Source organism: Lacrimispora algidixylanolytica (assembly GCF_003609635.1).
GTDB classification, from domain to species: Bacteria; Bacillota; Clostridia; order Lachnospirales; family Lachnospiraceae; genus Lacrimispora; species Lacrimispora algidixylanolytica.
Window position 1 is genome coordinate 198,739 of record NZ_MCIA01000023.1, and the last position, 21,696, is coordinate 220,434.

The window sequence follows — 21,696 nt, forward strand, 5'->3', positions numbered from 1 at the left end:
CTGTATTTTTAAATCAAAGATGCACCACCATCCACTACAATTGTCTGACCTCGAATCATTTCAGAATTAGAATTACATAAAAATGATACTAAATTTGCAATGTCTTCTGGCACAACCAGGCGACCTGCCGGAACTCTCTTTTTAAATTCCTCAATAACCAGTTTTTTATCTTGAAAATAATTTAAAGAGTCCGTCTCAACCAGACCTCCCGAAACGGCATTTACATTAATTCCATCGCTGGATAATTCACATGCCATATACTTTGTGAGATTTTCGATGTACGCTTTTGTTCCTCCTATGAGAGAATAGCCTGGTATGTACCTTTGACTCCCGGTACTGGTTATATTCACGATTGACTTGTACAACGATGTACTTGCCTTCATTAAGGGAACTGCATATTTGCTGCAAAGAAAAGTCCCTCTAGCATTTACCTCGAATGTAAAATCCCAGTCTCTTTTCCTAATATCTACAATGCTTTTATGAACCCCTGATGCCGCATTGTTTATTAATACATCTAAGTATCCCGATTCCTCTTTAATTTTTTCAAACATCTTTTTTATTTCGTCTTCATTAGAAATATCCGAACAGATCAGTCTGGTCTTAAATTTTCGATTCAAAAATTCTTCATATGTATTTTTAGCCAATTCTTCATTCATACAATAATGAAGATATACCGTATAACCTTCTAACAGTAATTTTTCGGCAATCACTTTCCCGATTCCTCTAGAACTGCCTGTAACCAGCGCTATTTTTTCCATTCTAATAACACGCCTCCATACATCCACTTTGAGGCTTCTCCCCCAATGATGGCAACTTTGTCTCCCTCAGTAAGTTCCCCATTTTTATCAATTTCGTATAACACATGAAACAGCGATGCTGTCGCACTATTTCCAACCTTATCTACGTTATATCTTATCTTTTCAACTGGGAACCCGTTAGACCTTAATCCTTCAATATCATTTAGAAGTAAGGATGGATTGGCCTGAGGAAAGATAATCCACTTCAACTCGTCTATTCTTATACCGGTACCTTCTGCCAGTTTTTCGATTGCATTCTTTGATAATGTACTGCCATGTTTCTTAATCAGCTTCGGTCTCTGACTCCACTTATGCCGTTTCTCTGCAAAAGTGGTTTTGTCTCCCGGATATACAGCTCCACCCATGTCCAGAAAAATGCCCTTTTCGATCCCACTTCCGACGCTTTCTGAAAAGCTGTATAAAATCCCTTCTTCTTTTGATTCCTGTATAATAATGGCACTGGCACTATCTGAAAACATTGCCATATTTAATTGATCTGCCATCCCCTCTATCTCACCATTTTTCCAATCTCTAAGCCAGTAGGTACTCATTAGGTTGCCTGCTGCTATCGCGACTGTTTTGGCCTTCCCGCATTTAATATAACAATTTGCGATATCAATTGCCTGCAACGCTCCAACGCAGCCACAATGAATCTCCAGGGCATTGCACTTTTTGATATCTAGCAGTTCTTGTACCAAAGTGGCGGTTGTCGGAAGGGTATAATCTGGAACAGTTGAAGTGGTAATTAGTAAATCAATCTCATCTTTTTGGATTTTTGAATCTACAATTGCTGCTTCTATGGCCTTCGCCATCATTTCACTTTGTGTTTCATTCAGGGTATAATCCTTAGGATCCGATGCCCAAAATCTATTTTCTACCCCTAATTCCTTCAACAACCAGGGGTCGATATCAAACTCTTCTGACAGCATCTCATTTGATATAGCAGTTCCTGGGAAATAAGAACCTATTCCGGATATTCTTGAATTCATAATTCATTCCTCCTTATTATCATTATGGATACTTGTCCTCCAAAGCCAGCGGATATTTTCATAAAATCCTGGGATTTATTATGATTTGACCCGCTATCATTTAAATCACTGGTAATTTCCACAATACAAGCTGCTCCCATGAGGTTTCCAAGCTGTTCCTTTAAGTTTATCTGCGGAATATCAGGTAAGATATCTCGAATGGCTTTCTCTTCTATTTCATTATAATTCTTGTAAGACATCCCGTCCGTATTGATAAAAGCAATATCCTTAGCATCCTTATGTGCCATTGCTAAGCTTTTTAATATTCCTTGTTTCAAAATTCTTATATTGTCTGCTTCTTTGTTTTCAAAATCCAGTAAAACTTCCCCGTGCCCGATGATTTCTCCATATATTTTGGCATTTCTTAAAACAGCATGTTCATAATCTTCCACGATCATGCTTCCAGCCCCTTCGCCTAATACTTCACTACTTTTTTCATCGCCCATGTCGCTGACTCTAAATCCATATTGTTCATAATTGTAAAATTCATTTTCTTCCATATGAGAGTCGAATCCCCCAACCAAACACCAGGTACAATCTCTTCTAAGGATTGTATGATACGCGGCGGCTAGCGCTTGGGAACTGGCTACTCCATTTGTTATAAATAAAGAATTGGTTCCTCTGATGCCGAATTCTTCAGCCGCATAATGCAAACATGCATTGGGCAGAGATTTTACCACAAAAAGAGGAGACATATTTTCTACGACTGCTTCGGAAAATTCCTTATGTCTGATTTCTCCATCATAAATGCTCTTTAACACATTTAATAATTCATTTCTTGAAGAAGATTCCTTTGTTGTCCCAAGAAAGATCCCTCTTTTTTCCTTTGCCGTATCGATTTCTAATATTCCTGAATCAAGAACCGCATGATTGGCAGAACTGCAAAATATCTTTTCTCCTCTGGACAAAAGCTTTTTTATTTTTCTATTTTTAAATGTCTTATTCTCTTCAATTCCAGTAATACCTGATTCCAAGGTAATACCTAATCCTGTGATTGCAACTCTTTTTCCCATATACAGTTCTCCTTCCCAACTACAACTTTAACTTCTTTTAACTTAGCTGCTATCATTTCATTATTGTAAATATTGGCATCAAACAAATAATAATCATCGACTTTCCGAGTTAAGGATACCTCCGTAATGATTGCATCTCCAGGAAACAGGGCTTTATATACTTTTAGCTTTTTGATGCCATTAAAAAAATATACCTTACCCTCCTCCCCGTTTTTTTTCATGAATAAATCAATGCTCTGTTTGACATTTTCCAACAAGAGCACAGCCGGAAGTACCGGAAAGAAAGGGAAATGTATTTCATAAACAGGTTCAGCAATTGACAATAGCTTTATTGTTTTAATACTGGAGGCATTGACTTCACAAACCCTATCAACCATAATAAAACTCATTCTTCAAACCTCCTGAAAATAACACTTGTATTAGACCCGCCAAATCCAAGTGAGTTTGACATGGAGTAATCAATTTTTCTTTCTAATGCACTATGGATATGACACAAAGAACATTTTCCATCAATGTCTTCAAGGTTTAATGTAGGCGGCAGGCACTGATCTTTTAGAGCCATAATTGAAAAAATAGCTTCTATCGCTCCCGCCCCGGAAATCAAATGCCCCGTGGATGCCTTGGTGGAACTTATCGGGACACTTAAAGTATCTTCTCCAAATACGTCAATAACAGCTGCTGACTCCGATGAATCATTATCACGTGTTGACGTCCCATGGGCATTGATATATCCCACTTGCTTTTTGTCAATTCCAGCTTCCTTCATGGCATTTCGCATAGCCTGGGCTAAATTCTCGCCATTGGGAGGTGTGTCAAGAATGCTATATCCAGAAATGGCATTTCCAAAGCCAGCAATTTCAGCGTAAATCTTTGCATTCCGCTTCATAGCATGTTCTTTCTCCTCAAGTATCAGCATACCGGCTCCTTCCCCCAAAACAAATCCACTTCTGTCTTTATTAAAGGGCCTGCTTCCTTTTGAAGGATTTTCGTTGTATCCGCTTGTTACCGCTCCCAACATGCAAAATCCCATTAAATCTATTTCCGTTATCATGGCATCGCATCCTCCTGCAAGCACAACCGTATTCTCTCCGGTCTTGATGCTATCAAAGGCCAGACCAATCGCCTGGGTTCCTGATGCACATGCTGTGGTAATGGAATAACAGCCTCCATACATCTTATATTTCTTTGCAATGGTTTCTGCTGCGGCCGAATATCTGCTTTTATCAAATTGGCTATCACTGTTTAAATCTCTCAAGGTTAATTCTTTTAAATTACGGGCATGGAATTCTTCTGAAAAGTCGTCCAACCCGGTTCTGTTCCCTGAATTGCCAATGAAAACTGCCATCTCATCAAGTATTGCCTCGTCATTTATTAAATTCGCATCCTCAAGAGCTTCTTTTGTTGCAGCTAATCCAAAATGGGTACCCCTACTGTGTGGCAGATCAGTGTTATAAGTCTCATCATTCACCTGGCCTGCAATTTTACAGGAGAATCCTTCCGTATCAAATAGTGTGATTTTTTGGATCCCTGACTTGCCATTTAATAAGTTATCCCACGATTGAGCCACATTATTACCAATAGGGCTTATCATACCCATGCCTGTGACAACAACTTTTCTATCCTCATTTGACATAATATTTTCGCCTTTCTAAAAAGGGATGTTAAATTCCAACATCCCCTTTGATTTGAGTCAAGTACTCTATGTACTTTTTAGTTAATTCCGGATCTTCTAAGTCTGATGTATCAACCAGCTTTAATATGGCATTTTTTAACGAAGCACATAATTTATCTTTTTTATAGACGTCTCCGCGAATGGTTGCGTACTCCTCATTATAATCCTGAATGTCGACCTTAATTTTTAACTGCTCTCCTGGACACACTTGTTCAAATATCTGATACCCTTCTGCCGTCACGATGGTGGGCCTCAGTTTTTGATCGGAAGATATCACAATCAGCCAAGCAGCACACTGAAATATGCTTTCCAGGAAAAGAGTATCATCCATATAATGGCTGTCATTTATAAATTCCGGATTCCCATACGTCACATTCTTTAGTGCCAAGGCTTCCTTCCACTTCGAGTAGGAAAGCAATTTATCAATCAAATGGAAACGCATATTACACTTCTCCAGCCGGGGTTTCTCTGAAAATTTTCATAATATATTTAATGTCAATCAACTTTAAAACTTCTTTTGAGGTTATATTTTCCGTCTGTATATTGTCATTCCCCATTGCCGCCTTGATCTTTTTAACTCCTTCTTCCGTAATATATCCATCTTCATCTATAAATTCATCTTCCGTCAGACCGCCTCTTACATCCTTTTGAATCACCTGCATCGTGATCTTTTTACCTGTTAACCGGCTTAACTTAAATAAGATATCCAGCAGATCCAAAGACTCCGCATCCAAATCAACAACAGGCCTTGTGCCCTCATTGATCTCCTCTTTTTCCACATCCAAAACCTCTGCAACCGTACTTTGTACCATATCGAATAATTCCATGCTTTCCATTGTTTCCATTGTTTCTCCACCTTTCTTTTTAGCTGACCGGGAGTGTTCTCCCAAGGCCACCGCCTACCAATATATTTTCACCATTAATATAACTTGCCTTATCAGAAATCATAAATTCCATTAGATCAGCAACATTTTCTGCTGTACCAAATTCTCTGCATGGAATTAATTTTTTTACACTTTTACCAATTTGTTTTTGTGCTCCCACTGACATCTGAGTATCGATCATTCCAGGACTGATGCAATTTACACGGATTCCAAACCTGGCCACTTCTGAAGCCAGAGATTGTGTAAATCCGATGATGGCGCTTTTCGATGCACAATAATCTTCCATGCCAGGAATACCAAAGGTCCCTAAGATCGAGGAGACGTTTATGATCACACCACTATACTGCTCCAGCATAATGGGGACTACTGACTTGCAGGAATAAAAAACGCTAAATAGATTTGTTTCTAAGACTTGTTTCCATTCATCAACACTTTTGTTTACAAAGAGACTCTCCCCTGAAATGCCTGCACAGTTTATTAAAACATCCACTCTGCCACATTCTTTTTTGACTCTGTCAATGAAAGCTTCCACCTCTTCAGGATTGCGCACGTCGCAGAAAACACCATGCAAATATCCAGGAAAGGCCTGTTCCATTTCGCTGGCAGAAACCTGATTTCTTAAATAAGTGAAATATGTATTATAGTTTTCGCTTGCAAGCCTTTTGCAAATTTCACTTCCTATGGCTCCTGAACCTCCAATCACAACCGCTGCCTTATTCATAATTCACCTCTCTCATAAAATTCATTTTATTAACTAGAGTCCCTCCTATTTTTTAGTATATTATTAAGTAAGAGTTTATCCTCCTCATCTTCATAAGAATATATTTTCCCCTTACTTAAATTCCGTTTCATAATACCTTTTAAAACACTCTTTGGCCCTAAATCTATGTAGATATCAACACCTTCCTCTTCCAGATATTTGACTGATTCATACCAACGAACCGTGGAAATCATCTGCTTTGACAACAGACTATTAAAATCTCCTTCATAGGGAAGACCGCTGACATTTGAAATCACCTTGCATTCTGGTATGGAAAAGTTAATCTTTGATAGTAAGGTGGAAAAAGCAGAGGATGCTGTTTCCATATGGCTGCTGTGAAATGCAGCCCCAACATTTAATTTGGTTGTCAATATTCCATTCATTTCTAACGTTTTTTCTGCTATATTTAATGAGTTTGAATCTCCAGAGAGGACGATTTGATTTTTTGAATTGTAATTAGAAATACTGATTTTGCAATGATGTTTTTCCATAATTTCTTCGCATATCTGGTTCACATTTTCATAGTCCCATTTTACGGCGAGCATTCCGCCCTGGGATTTCTCTGATTCTATCTGCATTAGTCTTCCTCGCTCAAGAACTAATTCCAAAGCTTCTTCAAAAAACAATGCCCCAGATGCTACAAGTGCTGTAAATTCACCTAGGCTATGACCCGCCATATAATCAGGTTTGATTTTATATTCATTTAAAAAAGCCAAATAGTTTATGTAGCTTGCTACAAATATAGCGATCTGGGCATTGTCGGTCCTTGTCAGATATTCTAAATCACTTTCACAGATCCGTTTGTATATATCAAACGCAAAACGATCACTCACATTCTGATATATCTTTCTTACCCAATCGAATTTTTCATAGAGACGTTTTCCCATACTTGTATATTGAGCTCCCTGGCCCGGAAATAGCAATGCTAATTTCATTATCCCATTTCCTCCCTTCCCCCACGTAGTAGCTTTTCCTTAAGAACTTTAAATCTAAGCTCTTCTATCTATTGGAACTTAGTATTTATATGTTATGGATTAAAGCATAAAATCAATGATATTTGAAAAAATGTCCACTTTCTGTCGCTTTTCGTCCACTTTTATTTCTTTTAAATATTCGACATTCCGTCCAACAATAAGTCTTTAATGTTTTTTTATCATTATTTATAGTTTTACTTGACATACTTTTAATATTTGTATACAATTTAAAAAACCGACCAGCGGTCTTTTAATGAGAGGAGGAGGAATGGATAACCATGTTAAGGATAGACAAAGCTAACAACACAAGGCAAAAGATTATTACCAGTGCCACCACTCTATTTTTCCAAAAAGGGTTCGAGAACACAACCATGCAAGAAATCATGAACACTACTGGATTATCTAAGGGCGCTTTATATCATCACTTTATTAGCAAGCAGGAGATTCTTGAATCTATTATTATTCAAAGCAAAGAGGATATTATTGATTTTTTTGAACATCTGATTCTGGAAGACGAATTAAATTCCATTGAAAAAATTGATCTTCTTGTAAGAAAACTACAAACCGATCATGCTCTTTTGAATTTAACTCAGAATCATTGGGCTGAGAAGGTTCCATATGCTTTACTAAATACATTGAGAAATTCAATTAATATTTTAAGTAAATACGTGGAAGAGATAATCCGTCAAGGAAATGTCTCTATGGAATTTAATTGCCAGTATCCCAAAGAGGTTTCTGAAATTTTCATTCTGCTATTTGATGTATGGCTGGATCCCATAATTGTCAACAGCACTTACCCGGAAGCATGCAACAGAATCCAGTTTATTGTGACTCTCCTCAAAAAGTTTGAAGCACCACTTATCAGTGAAACCAGCGAAAAAATGATTAAAGAAAGGTTAAAAGAATATTATGATAAGTAAAAAGAAAATTCTAATGGTCAATCTCCCCTTTTCTGGACACACCAACCCTACCCTTGGATTGGCAAAGGTTATAACTTCCTTAGGACATGAGGTTACTTTCGTCCAGTCACCTGACTGGAAATCAAAGGTGGAAAAAACAGGGGCTCACTTTATCCCGTATGATCATTACCCGGAAACATTGTCCCCCTCCCAAAAAGAAATAAAAAGTTGGGGCGCTGCGTACGATACGGTAAAAAGAATTGGTCACGATTATGACTGCCTTATTTATGAAATGTTGTTTTTGCCTGGAAAATCCCTGGCTGATGAACTGGGGATTCCATCCTTTCGGCTATTTTCTACTTTTTCCCTGAATGAACGAGTTCTGAAATATTTTGGTCAGACCGGAGGCTGGTATATGACCTGCATTTTCCGCTACCCCAAGTTATGCAGCCTTATCTCTAAGAAGCTTCAAAAAAAATTCCATTTACGCTATAACAGCATTGAAAAAGAGATGGTGGATAATGCCCCGCCTCTAAACTTCACCTACACAATAAAAGAATTTCAAATTTATTCTAATGATTTTAATCCCATATCTTATAAATACATAGGTACCGCGCTTAAGGACAGGGAAACAGAAACCTCATTCCAATTTCCTAAATTACGCTTTCCCTTAATTTATATCTCTCTTGGCACACTTTTAAATACCTCCACAACATTCTTCAAGAAATGCATTCAGGCATTTAAGGATAAACCTGTAACTGTAATTATTTCAATTGGAACAATTGTAAAAGCAGAAAAACTAGGCATTATTCCAGATAACATCTTTATTTATCCCTTTGTACCCCAGTTAGAGATCTTGAAGCGCACAAGTTTATTTATCACTCATGGTGGAATGAATAGTGTCAACGAATCCATATATTATGGAGTCCCTATGCTAGTAATTCCTGTAGGAAATGACCAGCCTGCTGTAGCAAAACAAATAGAGACTCTTCATATGGGCAAATCTATCTCAAAGAAACATTTAAAACCTGAATTTTTAGCAAATAGTGCAATGAATTTGTTAAAGGATGATTCTTATAAAAAAACCATACAGTCCTATCAGGCGATTATGCTTAACGCTGGGGGGAATGATCAAATTGCAAAAGAGATTTTAGAATATTTAAATTAAAGTTTTTTTCAGCCTTTTGATTCTTAGGTATCAAACTGCCTTCGTTGATCACAACTCTCTCATCAACCGCTCATTATGAACTTTTTAGTATTTATTCTTCGAAGTTTTAAATCTTCCTATGATATCGAATCAAGTTACCACGCTGTTGATTTACAATACAAATGATTGATTATCTCAATTGGTAAAGATAAATATTCCCACAAAAAAAGCCCTCAGCGATATGAGGGCTTTCGTTTAAATAGTTTTGGGGATAACATATCCCCCCCTATTTCTATAAATCTTATAAAGGTAAATAATAGTCTTTTATATAGAAGAAACAGTATAAGTCATTAAACGTTTGCATCTGTCGCAAACGCCTCTGAACCCATAGGTGAAATTGTAACATAAAGACGCAAAACATCTTCACCTACGTTTATGACCTGTAAGCTTTCCTTACCATCCACTTGCATTAATTCGCCAGTCTGCAACAAGGTCTCATTGCCATCAGTAACAACCTTGGCATTCCCCTCCATGACCTGTAAAAAAAGAGTTGATTCCATATGTGTGTGCCCTGGGAGTATTTCACCTTTCGCAATGTTTAATACAAAGGCAATTACATCATCGCTCTTAAAAAGCATCCGCTTCGCTATTTTTCCCTCAGGCTCTGTAAAATAGTCTTTGAAAATATACTTGTTCATAGATAAATCCTCCTTTTATTTAGGCTTAAAATTGAATATCCCCATCATAGGGATATAATGAATCATTTCCTTCTTACTAAATGCTTCATATATCATTGTCTTTTATTTTATAATAATTCAAGGATATTATACAGAATTCTTTGAAATATTAACGTAATAACTTAATCTTAATAATGCAAAGTAACTGAAAATTAATTAGTACTTCTATCTTATCATAATTTTGCTCATATTGATATAATTTCATCCTGCTAGTTGAATGCTTTTGCTTTCTTTTGAAGTATCCTGGGAAGCTATTGTCGCTATCATCTCTTTTATTACATCCAATATAGTTTAAGCATATCAAAGTTATTAGAAAATAAAAAATACCGATTCTCCCCCCTACTATAAATAGGCTCTAACGGAAAAAGAATCGGTAATCGTGTTTCTAATGTTCTCGTCTATGTCATAAGACAAACTTATACATCTAGCTTAACTAGATAATAATAATATCATCAGAACTTAATAAGTTCCTATAAGTTTCACCATCTAAAACTCTATGTTATCTACATAATCTAAAGTCAACGGATATGCAAAAAGTAAACTGAGCTTTGGTGTAAATGTTGTATTTTTATTATAAGTAAAATTTATTTGCCAACTACCTTTCAGTGGCATATTCATGGAAGCAAGTCCAGACTTATACCAGGAATAATTACTCAAAACAACAGTATTATTACTGGTTGAATTTTTCACTGTAATCCCGTTTACTGAATTGCTTTTTACCCCGCTCATTGATATTTCATATACAATAGATCCTTCTGGTATTGCACTTTTAAAACGCAAATCAACAGGTACTGTAACATTCTTTCCACTCATATTTACGCTTCCTAAAGATACGGAACAAGTTCCAACTGAATATGTAGGTCCCCCAACCAATAGAATATAACTTGAGGTTGCCGATGTAAGTCCTTTAATTTTAACATAATAATATCCTTCTGATGTAGCTTTAAAAGAATATCCTACTGGAAATAAGCGACTTTTTGTATAGGTACCAGAAGATACTAAGTTATTATTGGAATTATATATTTCGTAATCAAACGGCTTATCATTACAAGTAATATATTGTACACCAGCATTTAGATAGACTTTATACCAATCTTCATCGTTGTTACTAGTATTGCCTTTCACTACATATTGATTGGGTCTACTGCCGTTAACAACCTGGGCTGCTGTTTCATAATTTGCTTGTATCAGCTGTGCGGTATCCATACTATCATTCGGTTCTGTTTCAGACACACTTTGAGCTTTAGCAGTAATGCCATTTGTCCATACGATACAACACACCATCACGACTGTAATCAATGCTTTAAAGTTTTTAGTTTTCCTTATCATTTAACTATCCTCCACCTTTTATTACTTTAAGTTATTTTGCTTGTACATTATAAAATAACTCACCTTATAATCTTATGTGAAAATGAGGGTATTTATGACAATTTCTATCAATCAATTATCTGGATCTTCATGATCCCAACTTTAGGATCTGCCACCCCATAATGGATATATTAGTTCTGACAGTTAATTGGATTAGAAACCTGTGAAAACTACTGGCTTTCAATTAGTTATGAGAAGAGATAGCTTTTGGGGGCATCCACTTCAAAGATCTCTCATCCCATGATGGATAGATTTCCATATCATAGCGATATGAAGGTACATAATCTGTCACATAATATCCTGTAGCCTCATAAAATGGCTGATCCCCACCAGTCATGCCTTTGCATTCTGGGTATTTTTCTAACACTCGATTGGAAGCCTCATTTAATATAGCGGTTGCCAAACCTTTTCTTCGTTCCCAAAAAGCAACTCCAAGAGGTTCTAATTCACAATACGGCATTCTCTTGTCATACCATATAATTGCCATTGCTACAGGTCTCTTCTGAGGATCTAAAATACAGAGATCTAAGAATGGGTCGTAATGCTTTTCATTACGCATTTCAGAAAATGCGTTTGCACAATCCGGCACGTCATGAATGCTATAGTGAAATGCTGCCATATGTACATTCGCCAGATAAAATGGAGGGGTTTCATTACCATCAGCAAAGGTATACCCTTCTGGTAGCTTAACAGGATATCGTTCAGCACCAAATGTACGAATTCGTATTCGTTCTCCCCCCTCTTCTTTTACAAATCCTTCTTCTAAAACCAATTCTGATAGAGTCACATTCCATTGAGGAATCAAGATACGAACAAAACGTTGTATCTTATTCTTATCTTTCACACACGACATAGTTGTTTTTGCAAAATAAATCATGTCGCTAAGAAGTTCTTTATGCTCCGCAAACCTTTTCTCTCTAAAAAGGAAAAAGACTGCTCCGTTATCATTAGCCTCATTGATCGCACAAGCAACTATAGTTTTATCCAGGAAATACACACCAACGGTTCGCTCCCATACATTAGAAAAATGCAAAAAAGATGGGTGTAAACCATTCGTAAATTCTAATCGACTCAATCCATAAGTAGGATTCTCCCATTGGTATGAATTTAATATCAACTCTTCTATTTCATCAAAATAATCTTTTCTATAAAAATCAAACCTATAATTCATTCCCCCACCAACCCTTTCACATAAATTCCAATTTGATATTCCAATGGAATAATACTGTTTTTGAATTCCTACCTTTTATTTAGCTTTAATGCTTGAAAACATCTATATTTAAATTATATTCGTTGATCTCTTTTGTTACAACTTGCCATTCCAATACTAAGCAACAGCCACATCATCGGGGATGTAATCGGTAAACTTATATTAACAAACGCTTGAGTGTTATAACAAATCAAGGCAAAACAGCATCCTATTATATAAGGCTTTTCCTCCACTCGTTTCCAGATACGGGTAATTGCAGAACCTAAAAAAACAACATAGGCAATCAAACCAGCCGCACCGGTGGTCATAAAATATTGCAAATATTCATTATGGGTATTTTCATAACGCTGTGGCATTTCAGCTCTGATTTTGCTTACGGTAAGTATTCCAAATGTATCTGGCCCATGTCCGAGCAATTTGTGAATTGGTTTAAAATCACTATATAATTCCAAGGATTTTCTCCAGATATAACCTCGGTTCGTTCCCCAGCTATCATCTAATACCAAATACCTTCCTAACCCGCCATACCTTTTTGCATTTCCCGCCACATTTGCATCAAACAATAAAAAACAAACCGCTAATACGGAAAGTAACAGCACACCTGCCCACCCATATACCAACACTTGGCCAGCTTGATCCCCCTTATTCTGGTTACTCCTGTTCCATATATTGACTGCAACATATGCCACCCACAATCCTATTACCACATACATCAAGCCATTAAAGTTAGCCAATACCTCAAATAAACTGTCAAGTCCAATAACCCTATCCGCATAGGCCTGGTTGATGAAGGCAATGCATTGCACCACCGTACCAAATGTTGCAATCATCAATAAATAACGCCGAATCCCAGTTTTACTTTTAAATAATATCAACGGCAGAAATCCAAATAATGCTGCCAACGCCAGATATGCATTATCACTACATCCCATGATAATTGCAAAAAAACCCACTACCATACATAAATAACACCAAATTACTCTTACCTTATTCCTTGTCACCCCAAACCAAGCCGCTGCAACACCTAAAACCAGTGCGATATAAGCGGTATATATATTAATGTTACCTATGGTCGAGGTAAATATATCCCATTCTTCCGACGCAATTTTATCATGGAAGTGCAAGATGTCCATTCTAAAATAATCCGTAATTCCAATAAAGCATACCACCATGCCACTAATCAGGAAAATATCCAGAACCCATTCCTTGGCCTTCCAAAACCGACTAATCATAAAGTATGATGCAACATATAATGTGAGTAAAAATAGACCGGAGTACCGCCCTTCGTTCCCCCAAAACGACTCATAAAAATAATCCGACTGAAATGTAGAAATTACAAGAATGATCCAAAAAACTATAACTGAAACATCGGTTATGCTAAATGTTTTACTCCAGTTTTTGGGGTGCAGCCTGGAAAAAAGCATTTTTGCGTGCTTCCCCTTATTCTGTAAATTATCGATAATTAACATATTGAAAGAAAGAACGAGACAAAGCGCTAACATAAGCACTATGCAGCCCCAATAGAATTGATATTTGATCACTAAGATATCTATGTAGGAATTATTATATCTCAGTGGAAATACCAACATTAGTAATAGAATAAAAAAACTGATTACCCCGTTGATAATGGATGAACAAGTTTCTGCAAAGATGTCTCTATCATCTTTTGTTTTATCACTTTTAAATTTCAAATCATCGCCCCCGTTTTTCATAAATACTTAATATAGTATAACATTTAACTATTTTATATACAATTTAAGATTCAATTAATACACAAAATCATCTTGTGCTTATGCTTATGAAACCATTCACGGGTAGAAAACTGCTGCATGAGATAATCAATTACCGGAATAAATACAACGTCGACCAGCATATCCTGCATTCGGACACCCGTTGTGGTAGTAATTATATTATTTTCCTGTTAATACACCGAAAAGCACTGACAATTCGCTATTACAGATCAAATACTCATTTGATAAACTATAGATATCAAATGGAGGTAAAAGAGATGAAAAAAGTAATAAAAGTGATTTGTTTTGCAGTGAGTTTATTTATGGTACTTGGAGCTTTTGTATTTGGTCCAATCAATACCGTCAGTGCAAAGGAAACATCGACTCAAAAGAAGGTTCTTATGGTAATTGCACCAAAGGATTTTGAAGACTGTGAAGTTGTTGAACCCATGGCTATTTTAAAGGCTAACGGTGCAGAAGTAATAATCGCTAGCACAACAACGGATACAGCAATTGGTATTAATGGATTTAAATTAACACCAGATATCAGAATCAGTAATGCAAAGACTGATGACTATGATGCCATCGTATTAGCAGGAGGAACCGGCGTTATCAGTCATTTATGGGACAACGAAGAACTGAGAACACTGATTCAGCAATTTAATTCTCAAAGCAAAATAGTTGCAGCTATGTGTGCAGCTCCCCCAGCTCTCGCTAAGGCCGGAATCTTAAAAGATAAAACAGTTACCATGTTTCCTTGGGACGATGGAATCAAGGAACTTACCTCAAGAGGTGCCATATATGTGAATGAGGAGACTGTTACGGATGGAAATATCGTAACAGGAAAAAATCCAGCTGCGTCAAAAAGCTTTGGACTGGCTATCTGTAACGCTTTAAAAATCAGAAAATTCTCTAAAAATATATTAATGGTAGTAGCCCCAATAGATTTTGAAGATGTAGAGTTATACGCTCCCAAAACGTTGCTTGAGATAAACGGAGCTAATGTAACTGTAGCAAGCACTACAACAACAGCTCTTGGGCTAAATGGATCAACTTGTACCACTGATATTATGATATCCGATGCAAAAGCAACGGATTATGATGGGATCGTTATCGTTGGTGGCACAGGAGTAATCGGTAGTTTGTGGGATGATAAAGATCTCAGAAATCTACTAAAAGATGCAGATAAAGAAAAAAAGATGATAGCAGCAATATGTGCAGCACCGCCGATTCTGGCAAGAGCTGGTCTTCTTAAGAACAGAAAAGCAACCATGTTCCCCTGGAGTGATGGTATTAAGGAATTAACCAAAAATGGGGCTAACTATGTTGATCAAGAGGTTGTTGTATCCGGTAATATTGTTACAGGAAGAAATCCAGATGCTTCCGTAGCTTTCGGATTAAAGCTGTGTGAGGAGCTAAAAATACTTGGCAATTAAATGAAAATTCTATATTTCTTTCCTGAGCAGTGATATAATTAAATATATCATTGCTCAGGAGGGGTCGTATGAGTACATACTTTACAGAGGGTAAAATATTTTATCCGGGCTTTCAGTTTCCTATCCACCATACAAGCGCCAACTGCTTCACAGATGGTGCAAATAAGCGAGACCATTATAAAATGATTTTTGTTATTTCTGGTACTGGAATACTTACTCTTAATAATCACAAACAAATCATCGTAGCTCCATCTGCTCTCTGTCTGAATGAGACAGATACATTTTCTTTGGAATCAGAAGTATCTCTTCAGTGTACGGCTATCTTCTTTCACCCACAAATTATCAATCAACATTTCGATTTTCCTGTACTTAGAGCATCTGATCATCAGCTATCTTTAAATGAAATACAAGATCTATACTGGTTAAACCCGTTTTTAAGAAAAACAAATGAATTTATGGGTTTATTGCATCTTGGCCCCAGCAACGCACGCAGAATACATAACATTATTGACAATATAAAAAATGCCTTGGATATTCAATTGGATGATGATTGGCCCTGCAGAAGCAGAACCTATCTAATTGAAATGCTTTTTTTGTTATCAAGATTACTCATTATTGATGAGGCCCTTGAAAGCGTAGAGCTTGATAAAGACCCTGGCGATATCAAAGAGATCATTCTGTATTTGTACACAAATTATATGAATAAGATAACCATACAAGAGCTTACCGATAAATTTCATATCAACAGAACCTCGTTAACAGAAAGATTTCGTGGGATTACAGGTCATTCAGTAATGGAGTATCTCATTAGTCTAAGACTGTATTTAGCGTCGAAAATGCTCAAAGAAACTCTATTACCTATCTCTGAGATTATCGAGAGGGTAGGTTTCTCTGATATCACGCACTTTGGAAGGATGTTCAAAAAAAATTTTGGCTATTCTCCTTCCGAATATAGATCGATTCATTGCACCATGCTGTAAAAATTTAGGTTTTTCAAGATAGGCGGATACCAGGACATTTATTCTCTTCCTTCTTCCGTCTTCCCTTCCATCGCGTCTTTGGAAGGTCTTTCGGTGGTGTCATGCATGCCCTTTGTTTTGAATGATTTTGCAGTTTAGTTAGTAAATACTAACCTAGGTTCAAAAAAAATCATTTTTGCATTTTCAAAGAGCATCACCTTGTACCAACCCCAAATATTTTTTTAGAGCTAAAATAGCATCATTACTAATAATATGTTCTATTTTACATGCATCTGCGCTTGCGATCAGTTCATTCACATCACAACAAGTAATTAGAAATTGGCTTATAACCTGAAACTTAGTTGTAATTATCTCTCCTTGTTTGCGGCCTTCCTCAGTGAGCTGGATTTCACCACCCAAAGGCTTGATAACCAACCCTTCTTTTTGTAATGTAGTCACAGCACTATGAACACTAGGCTTTGAAACTCCTAAATATACAGCAATGTCAATTGAGCGTACTAATTGCGTTCTTTCAGAAAGTTTATATATAGCCTTTAAATATTCCTCTCTTGAAGGACTAAGTTTTTTCTCCAAATGATGACACTTGTTATGTTTCACAGCAGATCCTCCATTTTAACTTTAGTGCAACGTGTATAGATACCATACACTTTAATTCAATTAATTTTCCCATTATTTTAAACCCTTTTTATTCTCGTTATCACCCGGATGCTTGATAAACGAGTCGGTTTGTGGAAATATTGTATTGTCATATGGATAAAATGGAACACAGAAGCATTGGAAAAAAGAATTTAAAAATGTTTGATGTATTCTTTGGTCAACTTTAAGTTTTTCTCGATACTGCCGTTCGCTTTCCTCATTATTATCAAAGGTTTGATGTTCTATTATTTTCTTTTTAATGTTTGTACCTCCTACCTATTATGTGTAAAATGTGTATGGTTGCTATACTCTTTAATAAAATTTTTATTGAATGATATTTTCATCAAAGTTTTGAACCTTGCTGATTAAAGCTAACAAAAAGTTTGACAAAAATTGAATTTCCGCCTCAGTAGCATTTTGCAGCTCAGTGTCCACCATGTTGTTTATAATATCATGGTAAATCATATGATTTTTATGGGCTTTTTGCCCCTTTTCCGTTAGACTCAGCAAATATCTAGATAAATTGAGTTCATCAACTTCTTTTTTAACCAAAGCCTTTCTCTCCAGTTTTTTAAGAATTTCGGAAACAGCTCCCTTTGTTACTCCTAGGATATCGGCTAGACCACCCACATGAATGTATGAATGTTCGGCGATTGCCTTTATTACATGAATTTCAGAGTGAAAAATAGGAACATCCGTTCCGTAGTAACGTGTCTTTTTATCTAGTTCCATTAAGGCCAACGCCAAATCTAAGGATTCATTTGCAATGTCATGTTTGTTGTTTTTCATCTTTTCCATACCAATAGTATATGGTTGCTATACGCTTTTGTCAAGTCGATATTGCACATTTTTTCGTTATCACAATTACTCCCACCAATGCTTTATTTCTGCAATGCTAACATCCCATACTTTAGCGTTTCCAGTGACTATGATTTTAACATCTTCAATTTCCGAATCAAAAAACATTCTCATTTTAAACGTATTTTTATCTTCGTCCTTATCACTAAATTGAATCAGCTCTTCTCCATTGACCATAATCGTAGCGGAGCCACTATATTCTTCCCCGTCGGGAATACCAATATTAGCATAGAACCATAGATTTTCCTTGCCTAACTTAAAAAGATAATCTTTACTCATTCCATCACTGCTGCTAAACAAATTTAAAGTAGGCTCTATTTTTTCGCCTTGAACCGAGAACGTTGATATACTTTCAGTTACTGGTGCGGTTCCACTTATTTCGTTTATTGCTTCAACAGGCCCTATTCTTTCATTCACATGTACAACATAATCAATTGTTTCAGAAGCAGTCATAACCCCAATAAATAATATAAGAACAGAGACTGCCGAGGCAACAAGCTTTTTAAAGGTTATCTCAGAGGAAAACCCTACTTTATAAGCAACGAATCCCATGATTGCACCTAATGTATTCGATATAATATCCATAACGTCAAACGTACCCAGGAATGTTAAAGACTGTAGCACTTCCAAAAAGCCGATCACTAATATAAATAATGTGATGAACTTTCTAAAACGGGTTCGATACAGCAATGGAATTATGATTCCAAAAGGGATAAAAGCGGCAATGTTTCCAAAATCGTATAACCAAGACATTGTTAGTTTTGGAAACCTTAGGAGAATCCCTTCCGGGACAAATATAAATGTATACTGATTATAATCGATTTTCTGCTCGATTCTATGAAACCCAAAGAACATGAGGTACAAAATTAAAGCTGTATATATTATAGTTCCTATAAGAATATATCTACGTAACTTATTATTGATAGCTACAGGATTATCAGATAACACTTCATTGCCATTTGGTGTTTCTTTTTGTTGGTTTTTCATTCTTAGCACCTCCATTTATAGAATATCATAATATTCTTACCTCTTCAATCTGCAATAAAAAAGTATCTATCGTCATCTGTCATAGATCCTAATTAGACTCGTTATTTTCAATAGTCTCAGGCTATCTTTAAAACCACTACAACCTCTACATGCCTTAAGTTGGCTAGTTGTTTTTTATCTCTTGATATAGACTTATTCGGTAGTAAAATTGGTTATCGTTTCTATATGAATTGATATCCAATAATTTCTATATAACCTTACTGCAAGGCTTACTCTTCTAAGATTGGAGAGTTATTGCAGTTCTTTGTGCCGGTTTTCTGGTGGTTCGCACACTCCCACAGGACACTTTTGTATCCATATTTCGATCAGACCAGCTTGTCCACATTTCTTGCAATCAGTGATATTCGTTAGAACATATCCTAAGGTATAAATGGTATAAGTTTAGTTTTATCCCCATACCCCATTGCTATTCCTGCAGTATCAAATCATGAGGAAAGAAGTAACACTTAAAAAACAGTAATTAATTTATGTGTCTGATTTTGGATTGCCTGTACGATTGCTTCCTACATCCATCCCTTCGTAATATACTAAAATCAAAAAACTTCTTGACATTATTATTTAGTTACTATATTATTTAGTTACTATGAAAAACAAAGAACATTTAATAGAACAATTTTATCAGATGGGTAACCTGATGATTCAGGAGATGCAGACACCTTGGTCCTATGGGGGTGATTTCTTGCTTTCCCATTCTGAGATTCACCTACTGGAGGCCATAAAGTCCCAGGAGGGAGCAAATGTAAGCGAACTGGCTGCTTATTTGGAAATAACCAGCGGAGCGGTGAGCCAGGGTACAAAGAAGCTGCTGGATAAAGAACTGATTGAGTCTTACAAAAAAGATGGCAACCGAAAGGAGGTTTTTTCCCGGCTTAGCCCCCTAGGAGAACAAATCTGTGAAGGGCATCAAAAACACCATGAATGCATGTGGGAAGTTTGGCAAGAGTTTACAACAGGATTGGATCAGAAAGAAACACAGTTGATTTCTGATTTTCTAGAAATGGTAACCAGGGGTATGACACAGATGATTGCTCAAGGGGGACGTCGTCTAAACGATTGAGATTGGATTGATTACGGCAGTCTTCACAGATAAGGATATTGAGGGGGCTCGGGTGGATGGAATCACCTGCCAGTAAAGGAGGTACATAAAGCCTTAATTTATTACCATTCTGAGAGCATTGATTAGATCCTGGAAGATCTTGTGCAAATGATAATCAAAATATTTATTAGAAAAGGAGATGTGAGAAATGCCATCAGTAAAAAATAATGAGATATTAGCTGAACGCATGAATTCGGAAAGCAGGCTCTTCTTCATGGACCCCGAAGACGAAGATCTGGATTTCATATTTCAATGGTTCGTTGGATGGATAGCCTATGGTGCCTGCACGCCAGGTGAGTTGTTTAAAGTCGCTCGCAAAGTTGATGCAAAGTCCGCTGTGAGCTGGAAAGAAGGGTTTGAGAAAGAGGCAAAAAAGATTGAAGCAATTGGCGAAGACTGCCTGAAAAAAGGACATCGGATTAGTGCTGGACAAGCGTTCTTACGAGCCTTCGGGTACTACAGAGCATCCTACTGCGCGATAGATCCGACGGATGCGGATTTCTTTCCAGTCTATTTTAAGACCGTAGAGTGTTTCAAGAAATATCTTGACGCTATGTCTAAAACGATAAACCATGAGTTTGTGGAAATCGAATACAAAGGCTATAAGTTTCCGGGCATTTTTCTGAAGGCTGAGAACAGTAACAAGCCAAAACCAACAATCATTTTCCACAACGGTGGAGAATCACATAAGGAGGACACCTTCTTCCTTGGAGGAAAAGAAGCCATTGATCGAGGGTATAACGCATTGCTCATAGATCTTCCTTATGATGTGCAACCAAGATCCTATAACCCCGAGATCACAGCAAAGAACTTCCCAAAAGCCGATTTGCTAGGTGCCTATCATGCAGCCACTGATTTCCTTGTTGCTCGTCATGACGTAGATGCTAAACGGCTGGTCGTATGCGGCGATAGTTATGGTGGTATGAAGAGTACCTTCAATGCGGCTAATGATGATCGTTTTGCTGCGTTAGTTGCTAGTGCACCATTATATTCTTGGCCACTCGTGATTAAAAATGGTGTTATGCCTCCGTTCATTATGGGGGATGCACAAGAGTCCAAGAAGATTATAAATAGTTTGCCATGGCTTTCCCGTGTAACACTTAATCGAGTTAGTTGGATGCATGGTTTCGACAGTATTGTAGAATGGTTGCCTGCAACAGAAAGTAATATGGAGCTGGATCCTCGAGATCTCAAATGCGCTTTCCTGTCTATTCGCGCAGAATCTGAGGGCCCTGAGGTTGTGAGGCAAGCAACGGAATGTTATGAAAAAGCGTCCTCCAAGAAGAAAGCTTTGTGGATCGGGAAAGCAGAGGATGGAGCCGATTTCCACTGCCAAATCAACAATCTGGCGTTGCGGTTCCAGGTGCAGTTCGATTTCTTGGACGAAGCCCTAGACTATAACTGTTAGCCCTAGGTAAAGAGTA

22 protein-coding genes are annotated in these 21,696 nt (G+C 37.0%); 6 read left to right on the forward strand and 16 right to left on the reverse strand.

Annotated features, from left to right (window positions below; all coding sequences use genetic code 11):
* Positions 1–8: 8 nt before the first annotated feature.
* From BET01_RS13515 to BET01_RS13555, 9 genes are read right to left on the reverse strand one after another with little or no spacing between them, the layout of a single operon-like run.
* Complete coding sequence (locus tag BET01_RS13515) at positions 9–758, reverse strand: SDR family oxidoreductase (protein ID WP_120197341.1); 750 nt, start codon at positions 756–758, stop codon at positions 9–11.
* Entirely contained in the window at positions 746–1,786 is a 1,041-nt protein-coding gene (locus BET01_RS13520) for a 3-oxoacyl-ACP synthase III family protein (protein ID WP_120197342.1), read from the reverse strand. The genes BET01_RS13515 and BET01_RS13520 overlap by 13 nt, the downstream gene beginning before the upstream one ends.
* Positions 1,783–2,838 (reverse strand): beta-ketoacyl synthase N-terminal-like domain-containing protein, encoded by a 1,056-nt coding sequence (locus tag BET01_RS13525; protein WP_120197343.1) that lies wholly within the window; start codon positions 2,836–2,838, stop codon positions 1,783–1,785. Before BET01_RS13525 ends, BET01_RS13520 begins: the two co-directional genes overlap by 4 nt.
* Positions 2,808–3,227 carry a hotdog family protein gene (locus BET01_RS13530; RefSeq protein ID WP_120197344.1) on the reverse strand — a complete coding sequence of 140 codons (420 nt, stop codon included), beginning with the start codon at positions 3,225–3,227 and terminating at the stop codon, positions 2,808–2,810. Before BET01_RS13530 ends, BET01_RS13525 begins: the two co-directional genes overlap by 31 nt.
* A complete protein-coding gene (locus tag BET01_RS13535) occupies positions 3,224–4,471 on the reverse strand; it encodes a beta-ketoacyl-[acyl-carrier-protein] synthase family protein (RefSeq protein ID WP_120197345.1) in 1,248 nt (415 codons plus the stop codon). Before BET01_RS13535 ends, BET01_RS13530 begins: the two co-directional genes overlap by 4 nt.
* Before the next feature lie 28 nt (positions 4,472–4,499).
* The gene (locus BET01_RS13540) at positions 4,500–4,952 is read right to left on the reverse strand and encodes a hotdog family protein (protein ID WP_120197346.1); all 453 of its coding nucleotides are present in this window, start codon (positions 4,950–4,952) and stop codon (positions 4,500–4,502) included.
* 1 nt (position 4,953) lies between these two features.
* Complete coding sequence (locus tag BET01_RS13545; protein ID WP_120197347.1) at positions 4,954–5,355, reverse strand: acyl carrier protein; 402 nt, start codon at positions 5,353–5,355, stop codon at positions 4,954–4,956.
* A gap of 19 nt (positions 5,356–5,374) precedes the next feature.
* Complete coding sequence (locus tag BET01_RS13550) at positions 5,375–6,115, reverse strand: SDR family NAD(P)-dependent oxidoreductase (protein WP_120197348.1); 741 nt, start codon at positions 6,113–6,115, stop codon at positions 5,375–5,377.
* Positions 6,116–6,144: 29 nt separating this feature from the next.
* A complete protein-coding gene (locus BET01_RS13555; RefSeq protein ID WP_120197349.1) occupies positions 6,145–7,089 on the reverse strand; it encodes an ACP S-malonyltransferase in 945 nt (314 codons plus the stop codon).
* A 317-nt stretch (positions 7,090–7,406) separates the two neighbouring features.
* On the opposite strand from BET01_RS13555, the gene BET01_RS13560 reads away from it, so the two are divergent.
* Positions 7,407–8,048, forward strand: a complete 642-nt coding sequence (locus tag BET01_RS13560) for a TetR/AcrR family transcriptional regulator (RefSeq protein WP_120197350.1) — start codon at positions 7,407–7,409, stop codon at positions 8,046–8,048.
* Positions 8,038–9,195 carry a macrolide family glycosyltransferase gene (locus BET01_RS13565; protein WP_207667619.1) on the forward strand — a complete coding sequence of 386 codons (1,158 nt, stop codon included), beginning with the start codon at positions 8,038–8,040 and terminating at the stop codon, positions 9,193–9,195. Before BET01_RS13560 ends, BET01_RS13565 begins: the two co-directional genes overlap by 11 nt.
* 329 nt (positions 9,196–9,524) lie before the next feature.
* On the opposite strand, the gene BET01_RS13570 is transcribed toward BET01_RS13565, so the two are convergent.
* From BET01_RS13570 to BET01_RS13585, 4 genes are all read right to left on the reverse strand, one after another.
* Positions 9,525–9,872, reverse strand: a complete 348-nt coding sequence (locus BET01_RS13570; RefSeq protein WP_120197351.1) for a cupin domain-containing protein — start codon at positions 9,870–9,872, stop codon at positions 9,525–9,527.
* A gap of 525 nt (positions 9,873–10,397) precedes the next feature.
* Entirely contained in the window at positions 10,398–11,240 is an 843-nt protein-coding gene (locus BET01_RS13575; RefSeq protein ID WP_120197352.1) for a hypothetical protein, read from the reverse strand.
* Positions 11,241–11,463: 223 nt separating this feature from the next.
* Entirely contained in the window at positions 11,464–12,450 is a 987-nt protein-coding gene (locus BET01_RS13580) for an N-acetyltransferase (RefSeq protein WP_120197353.1), read from the reverse strand.
* Positions 12,451–12,563: 113 nt separating this feature from the next.
* Positions 12,564–14,180, reverse strand: a complete 1,617-nt coding sequence (locus BET01_RS13585; protein ID WP_158585060.1) for an O-antigen ligase family protein — start codon at positions 14,178–14,180, stop codon at positions 12,564–12,566.
* A gap of 317 nt (positions 14,181–14,497) precedes the next feature.
* Here BET01_RS13585 and BET01_RS13590 point away from each other — a divergent pair, with 317 nt between their 5' ends.
* Together BET01_RS13590 and BET01_RS13595 are read left to right on the forward strand one after the other, a co-directional pair.
* A complete protein-coding gene (locus BET01_RS13590) occupies positions 14,498–15,655 on the forward strand; it encodes a DJ-1/PfpI family protein (RefSeq protein ID WP_158585061.1) in 1,158 nt (385 codons plus the stop codon).
* Positions 15,656–15,723: 68 nt separating this feature from the next.
* The gene (locus BET01_RS13595; protein ID WP_120197356.1) at positions 15,724–16,635 is read left to right on the forward strand and encodes a helix-turn-helix transcriptional regulator; all 912 of its coding nucleotides are present in this window, start codon (positions 15,724–15,726) and stop codon (positions 16,633–16,635) included.
* 183 nt (positions 16,636–16,818) lie between these two features.
* Here BET01_RS13595 and BET01_RS13600 read toward each other — a convergent pair whose 3' ends face one another.
* From BET01_RS13600 to BET01_RS13610, 3 genes are all read right to left on the reverse strand, one after another.
* On the reverse strand, positions 16,819–17,232 hold the full coding sequence (locus BET01_RS13600; RefSeq protein ID WP_243117215.1) for a metal-dependent transcriptional regulator: 414 nt from the start codon (positions 17,230–17,232) through the stop codon (positions 16,819–16,821).
* Positions 17,233–17,595: 363 nt separating this feature from the next.
* Complete coding sequence (locus tag BET01_RS13605) at positions 17,596–18,060, reverse strand: MarR family winged helix-turn-helix transcriptional regulator (protein ID WP_330512878.1); 465 nt, start codon at positions 18,058–18,060, stop codon at positions 17,596–17,598.
* Between the two features lie 75 nt (positions 18,061–18,135).
* Positions 18,136–19,116 (reverse strand): VanZ family protein, encoded by a 981-nt coding sequence (locus BET01_RS13610; protein WP_120197358.1) that lies wholly within the window; start codon positions 19,114–19,116, stop codon positions 18,136–18,138.
* A gap of 694 nt (positions 19,117–19,810) precedes the next feature.
* Here BET01_RS13610 and BET01_RS13615 point away from each other — a divergent pair.
* Positions 19,811–20,233: a MarR family transcriptional regulator gene (locus BET01_RS13615; RefSeq protein WP_158585062.1), complete on the forward strand. Its 423-nt coding sequence runs from the start codon at positions 19,811–19,813 to the stop codon at positions 20,231–20,233.
* Positions 20,234–20,420: 187 nt separating this feature from the next.
* A complete protein-coding gene (locus tag BET01_RS13620) occupies positions 20,421–21,680 on the forward strand; it encodes an alpha/beta hydrolase (RefSeq protein ID WP_120197360.1) in 1,260 nt (419 codons plus the stop codon).
* Positions 21,681–21,696 lie beyond the last annotated feature (16 nt).

Excerpts from the sequence above, each read along its gene's own strand:
- BET01_RS13515 (WP_120197341.1), bottom strand. The coding sequence starts at position 758 with ATGGAAAAAATAGCGCTGGTTACAGGCAGTTCTAGAGGAATCGGGAAA.
- BET01_RS13520 (WP_120197342.1), bottom strand. The coding sequence starts at position 1,786 with ATGAATTCAAGAATATCCGGAATAGGTTCTTATTTCCCAGGAACTGCT.
- BET01_RS13525 (WP_120197343.1), bottom strand. The coding sequence starts at position 2,838 with ATGGGAAAAAGAGTTGCAATCACAGGATTAGGTATTACCTTGGAATCA.
- BET01_RS13530 (WP_120197344.1), bottom strand. The coding sequence starts at position 3,227 with ATGAGTTTTATTATGGTTGATAGGGTTTGTGAAGTCAATGCCTCCAGT.
- BET01_RS13535 (WP_120197345.1), bottom strand. The coding sequence starts at position 4,471 with ATGTCAAATGAGGATAGAAAAGTTGTTGTCACAGGCATGGGTATGATA.
- BET01_RS13540 (WP_120197346.1), bottom strand. The coding sequence starts at position 4,952 with ATGCGTTTCCATTTGATTGATAAATTGCTTTCCTACTCGAAGTGGAAG.
- BET01_RS13545 (WP_120197347.1), bottom strand. The coding sequence starts at position 5,355 with ATGGAAACAATGGAAAGCATGGAATTATTCGATATGGTACAAAGTACG.
- BET01_RS13550 (WP_120197348.1), bottom strand. The coding sequence starts at position 6,115 with ATGAATAAGGCAGCGGTTGTGATTGGAGGTTCAGGAGCCATAGGAAGT.
- BET01_RS13555 (WP_120197349.1), bottom strand. The coding sequence starts at position 7,089 with ATGAAATTAGCATTGCTATTTCCGGGCCAGGGAGCTCAATATACAAGT.
- BET01_RS13560 (WP_120197350.1), top strand. The coding sequence starts at position 7,407 with ATGTTAAGGATAGACAAAGCTAACAACACAAGGCAAAAGATTATTACC.
- BET01_RS13565 (WP_207667619.1), top strand. The coding sequence starts at position 8,038 with ATGATAAGTAAAAAGAAAATTCTAATGGTCAATCTCCCCTTTTCTGGA.
- BET01_RS13570 (WP_120197351.1), bottom strand. The coding sequence starts at position 9,872 with ATGAACAAGTATATTTTCAAAGACTATTTTACAGAGCCTGAGGGAAAA.
- BET01_RS13575 (WP_120197352.1), bottom strand. The coding sequence starts at position 11,240 with ATGATAAGGAAAACTAAAAACTTTAAAGCATTGATTACAGTCGTGATG.
- BET01_RS13580 (WP_120197353.1), bottom strand. The coding sequence starts at position 12,450 with ATGAATTATAGGTTTGATTTTTATAGAAAAGATTATTTTGATGAAATA.
- BET01_RS13590 (WP_158585061.1), top strand. The coding sequence starts at position 14,498 with ATGAAAAAAGTAATAAAAGTGATTTGTTTTGCAGTGAGTTTATTTATG.
- BET01_RS13595 (WP_120197356.1), top strand. The coding sequence starts at position 15,724 with ATGAGTACATACTTTACAGAGGGTAAAATATTTTATCCGGGCTTTCAG.
- BET01_RS13605 (WP_330512878.1), bottom strand. The coding sequence starts at position 18,060 with ATGAAAAACAACAAACATGACATTGCAAATGAATCCTTAGATTTGGCG.
- BET01_RS13610 (WP_120197358.1), bottom strand. The coding sequence starts at position 19,116 with ATGAAAAACCAACAAAAAGAAACACCAAATGGCAATGAAGTGTTATCT.
- BET01_RS13615 (WP_158585062.1), top strand. The coding sequence starts at position 19,811 with ATGATTCAGGAGATGCAGACACCTTGGTCCTATGGGGGTGATTTCTTG.
- BET01_RS13620 (WP_120197360.1), top strand. The coding sequence starts at position 20,421 with ATGCCATCAGTAAAAAATAATGAGATATTAGCTGAACGCATGAATTCG.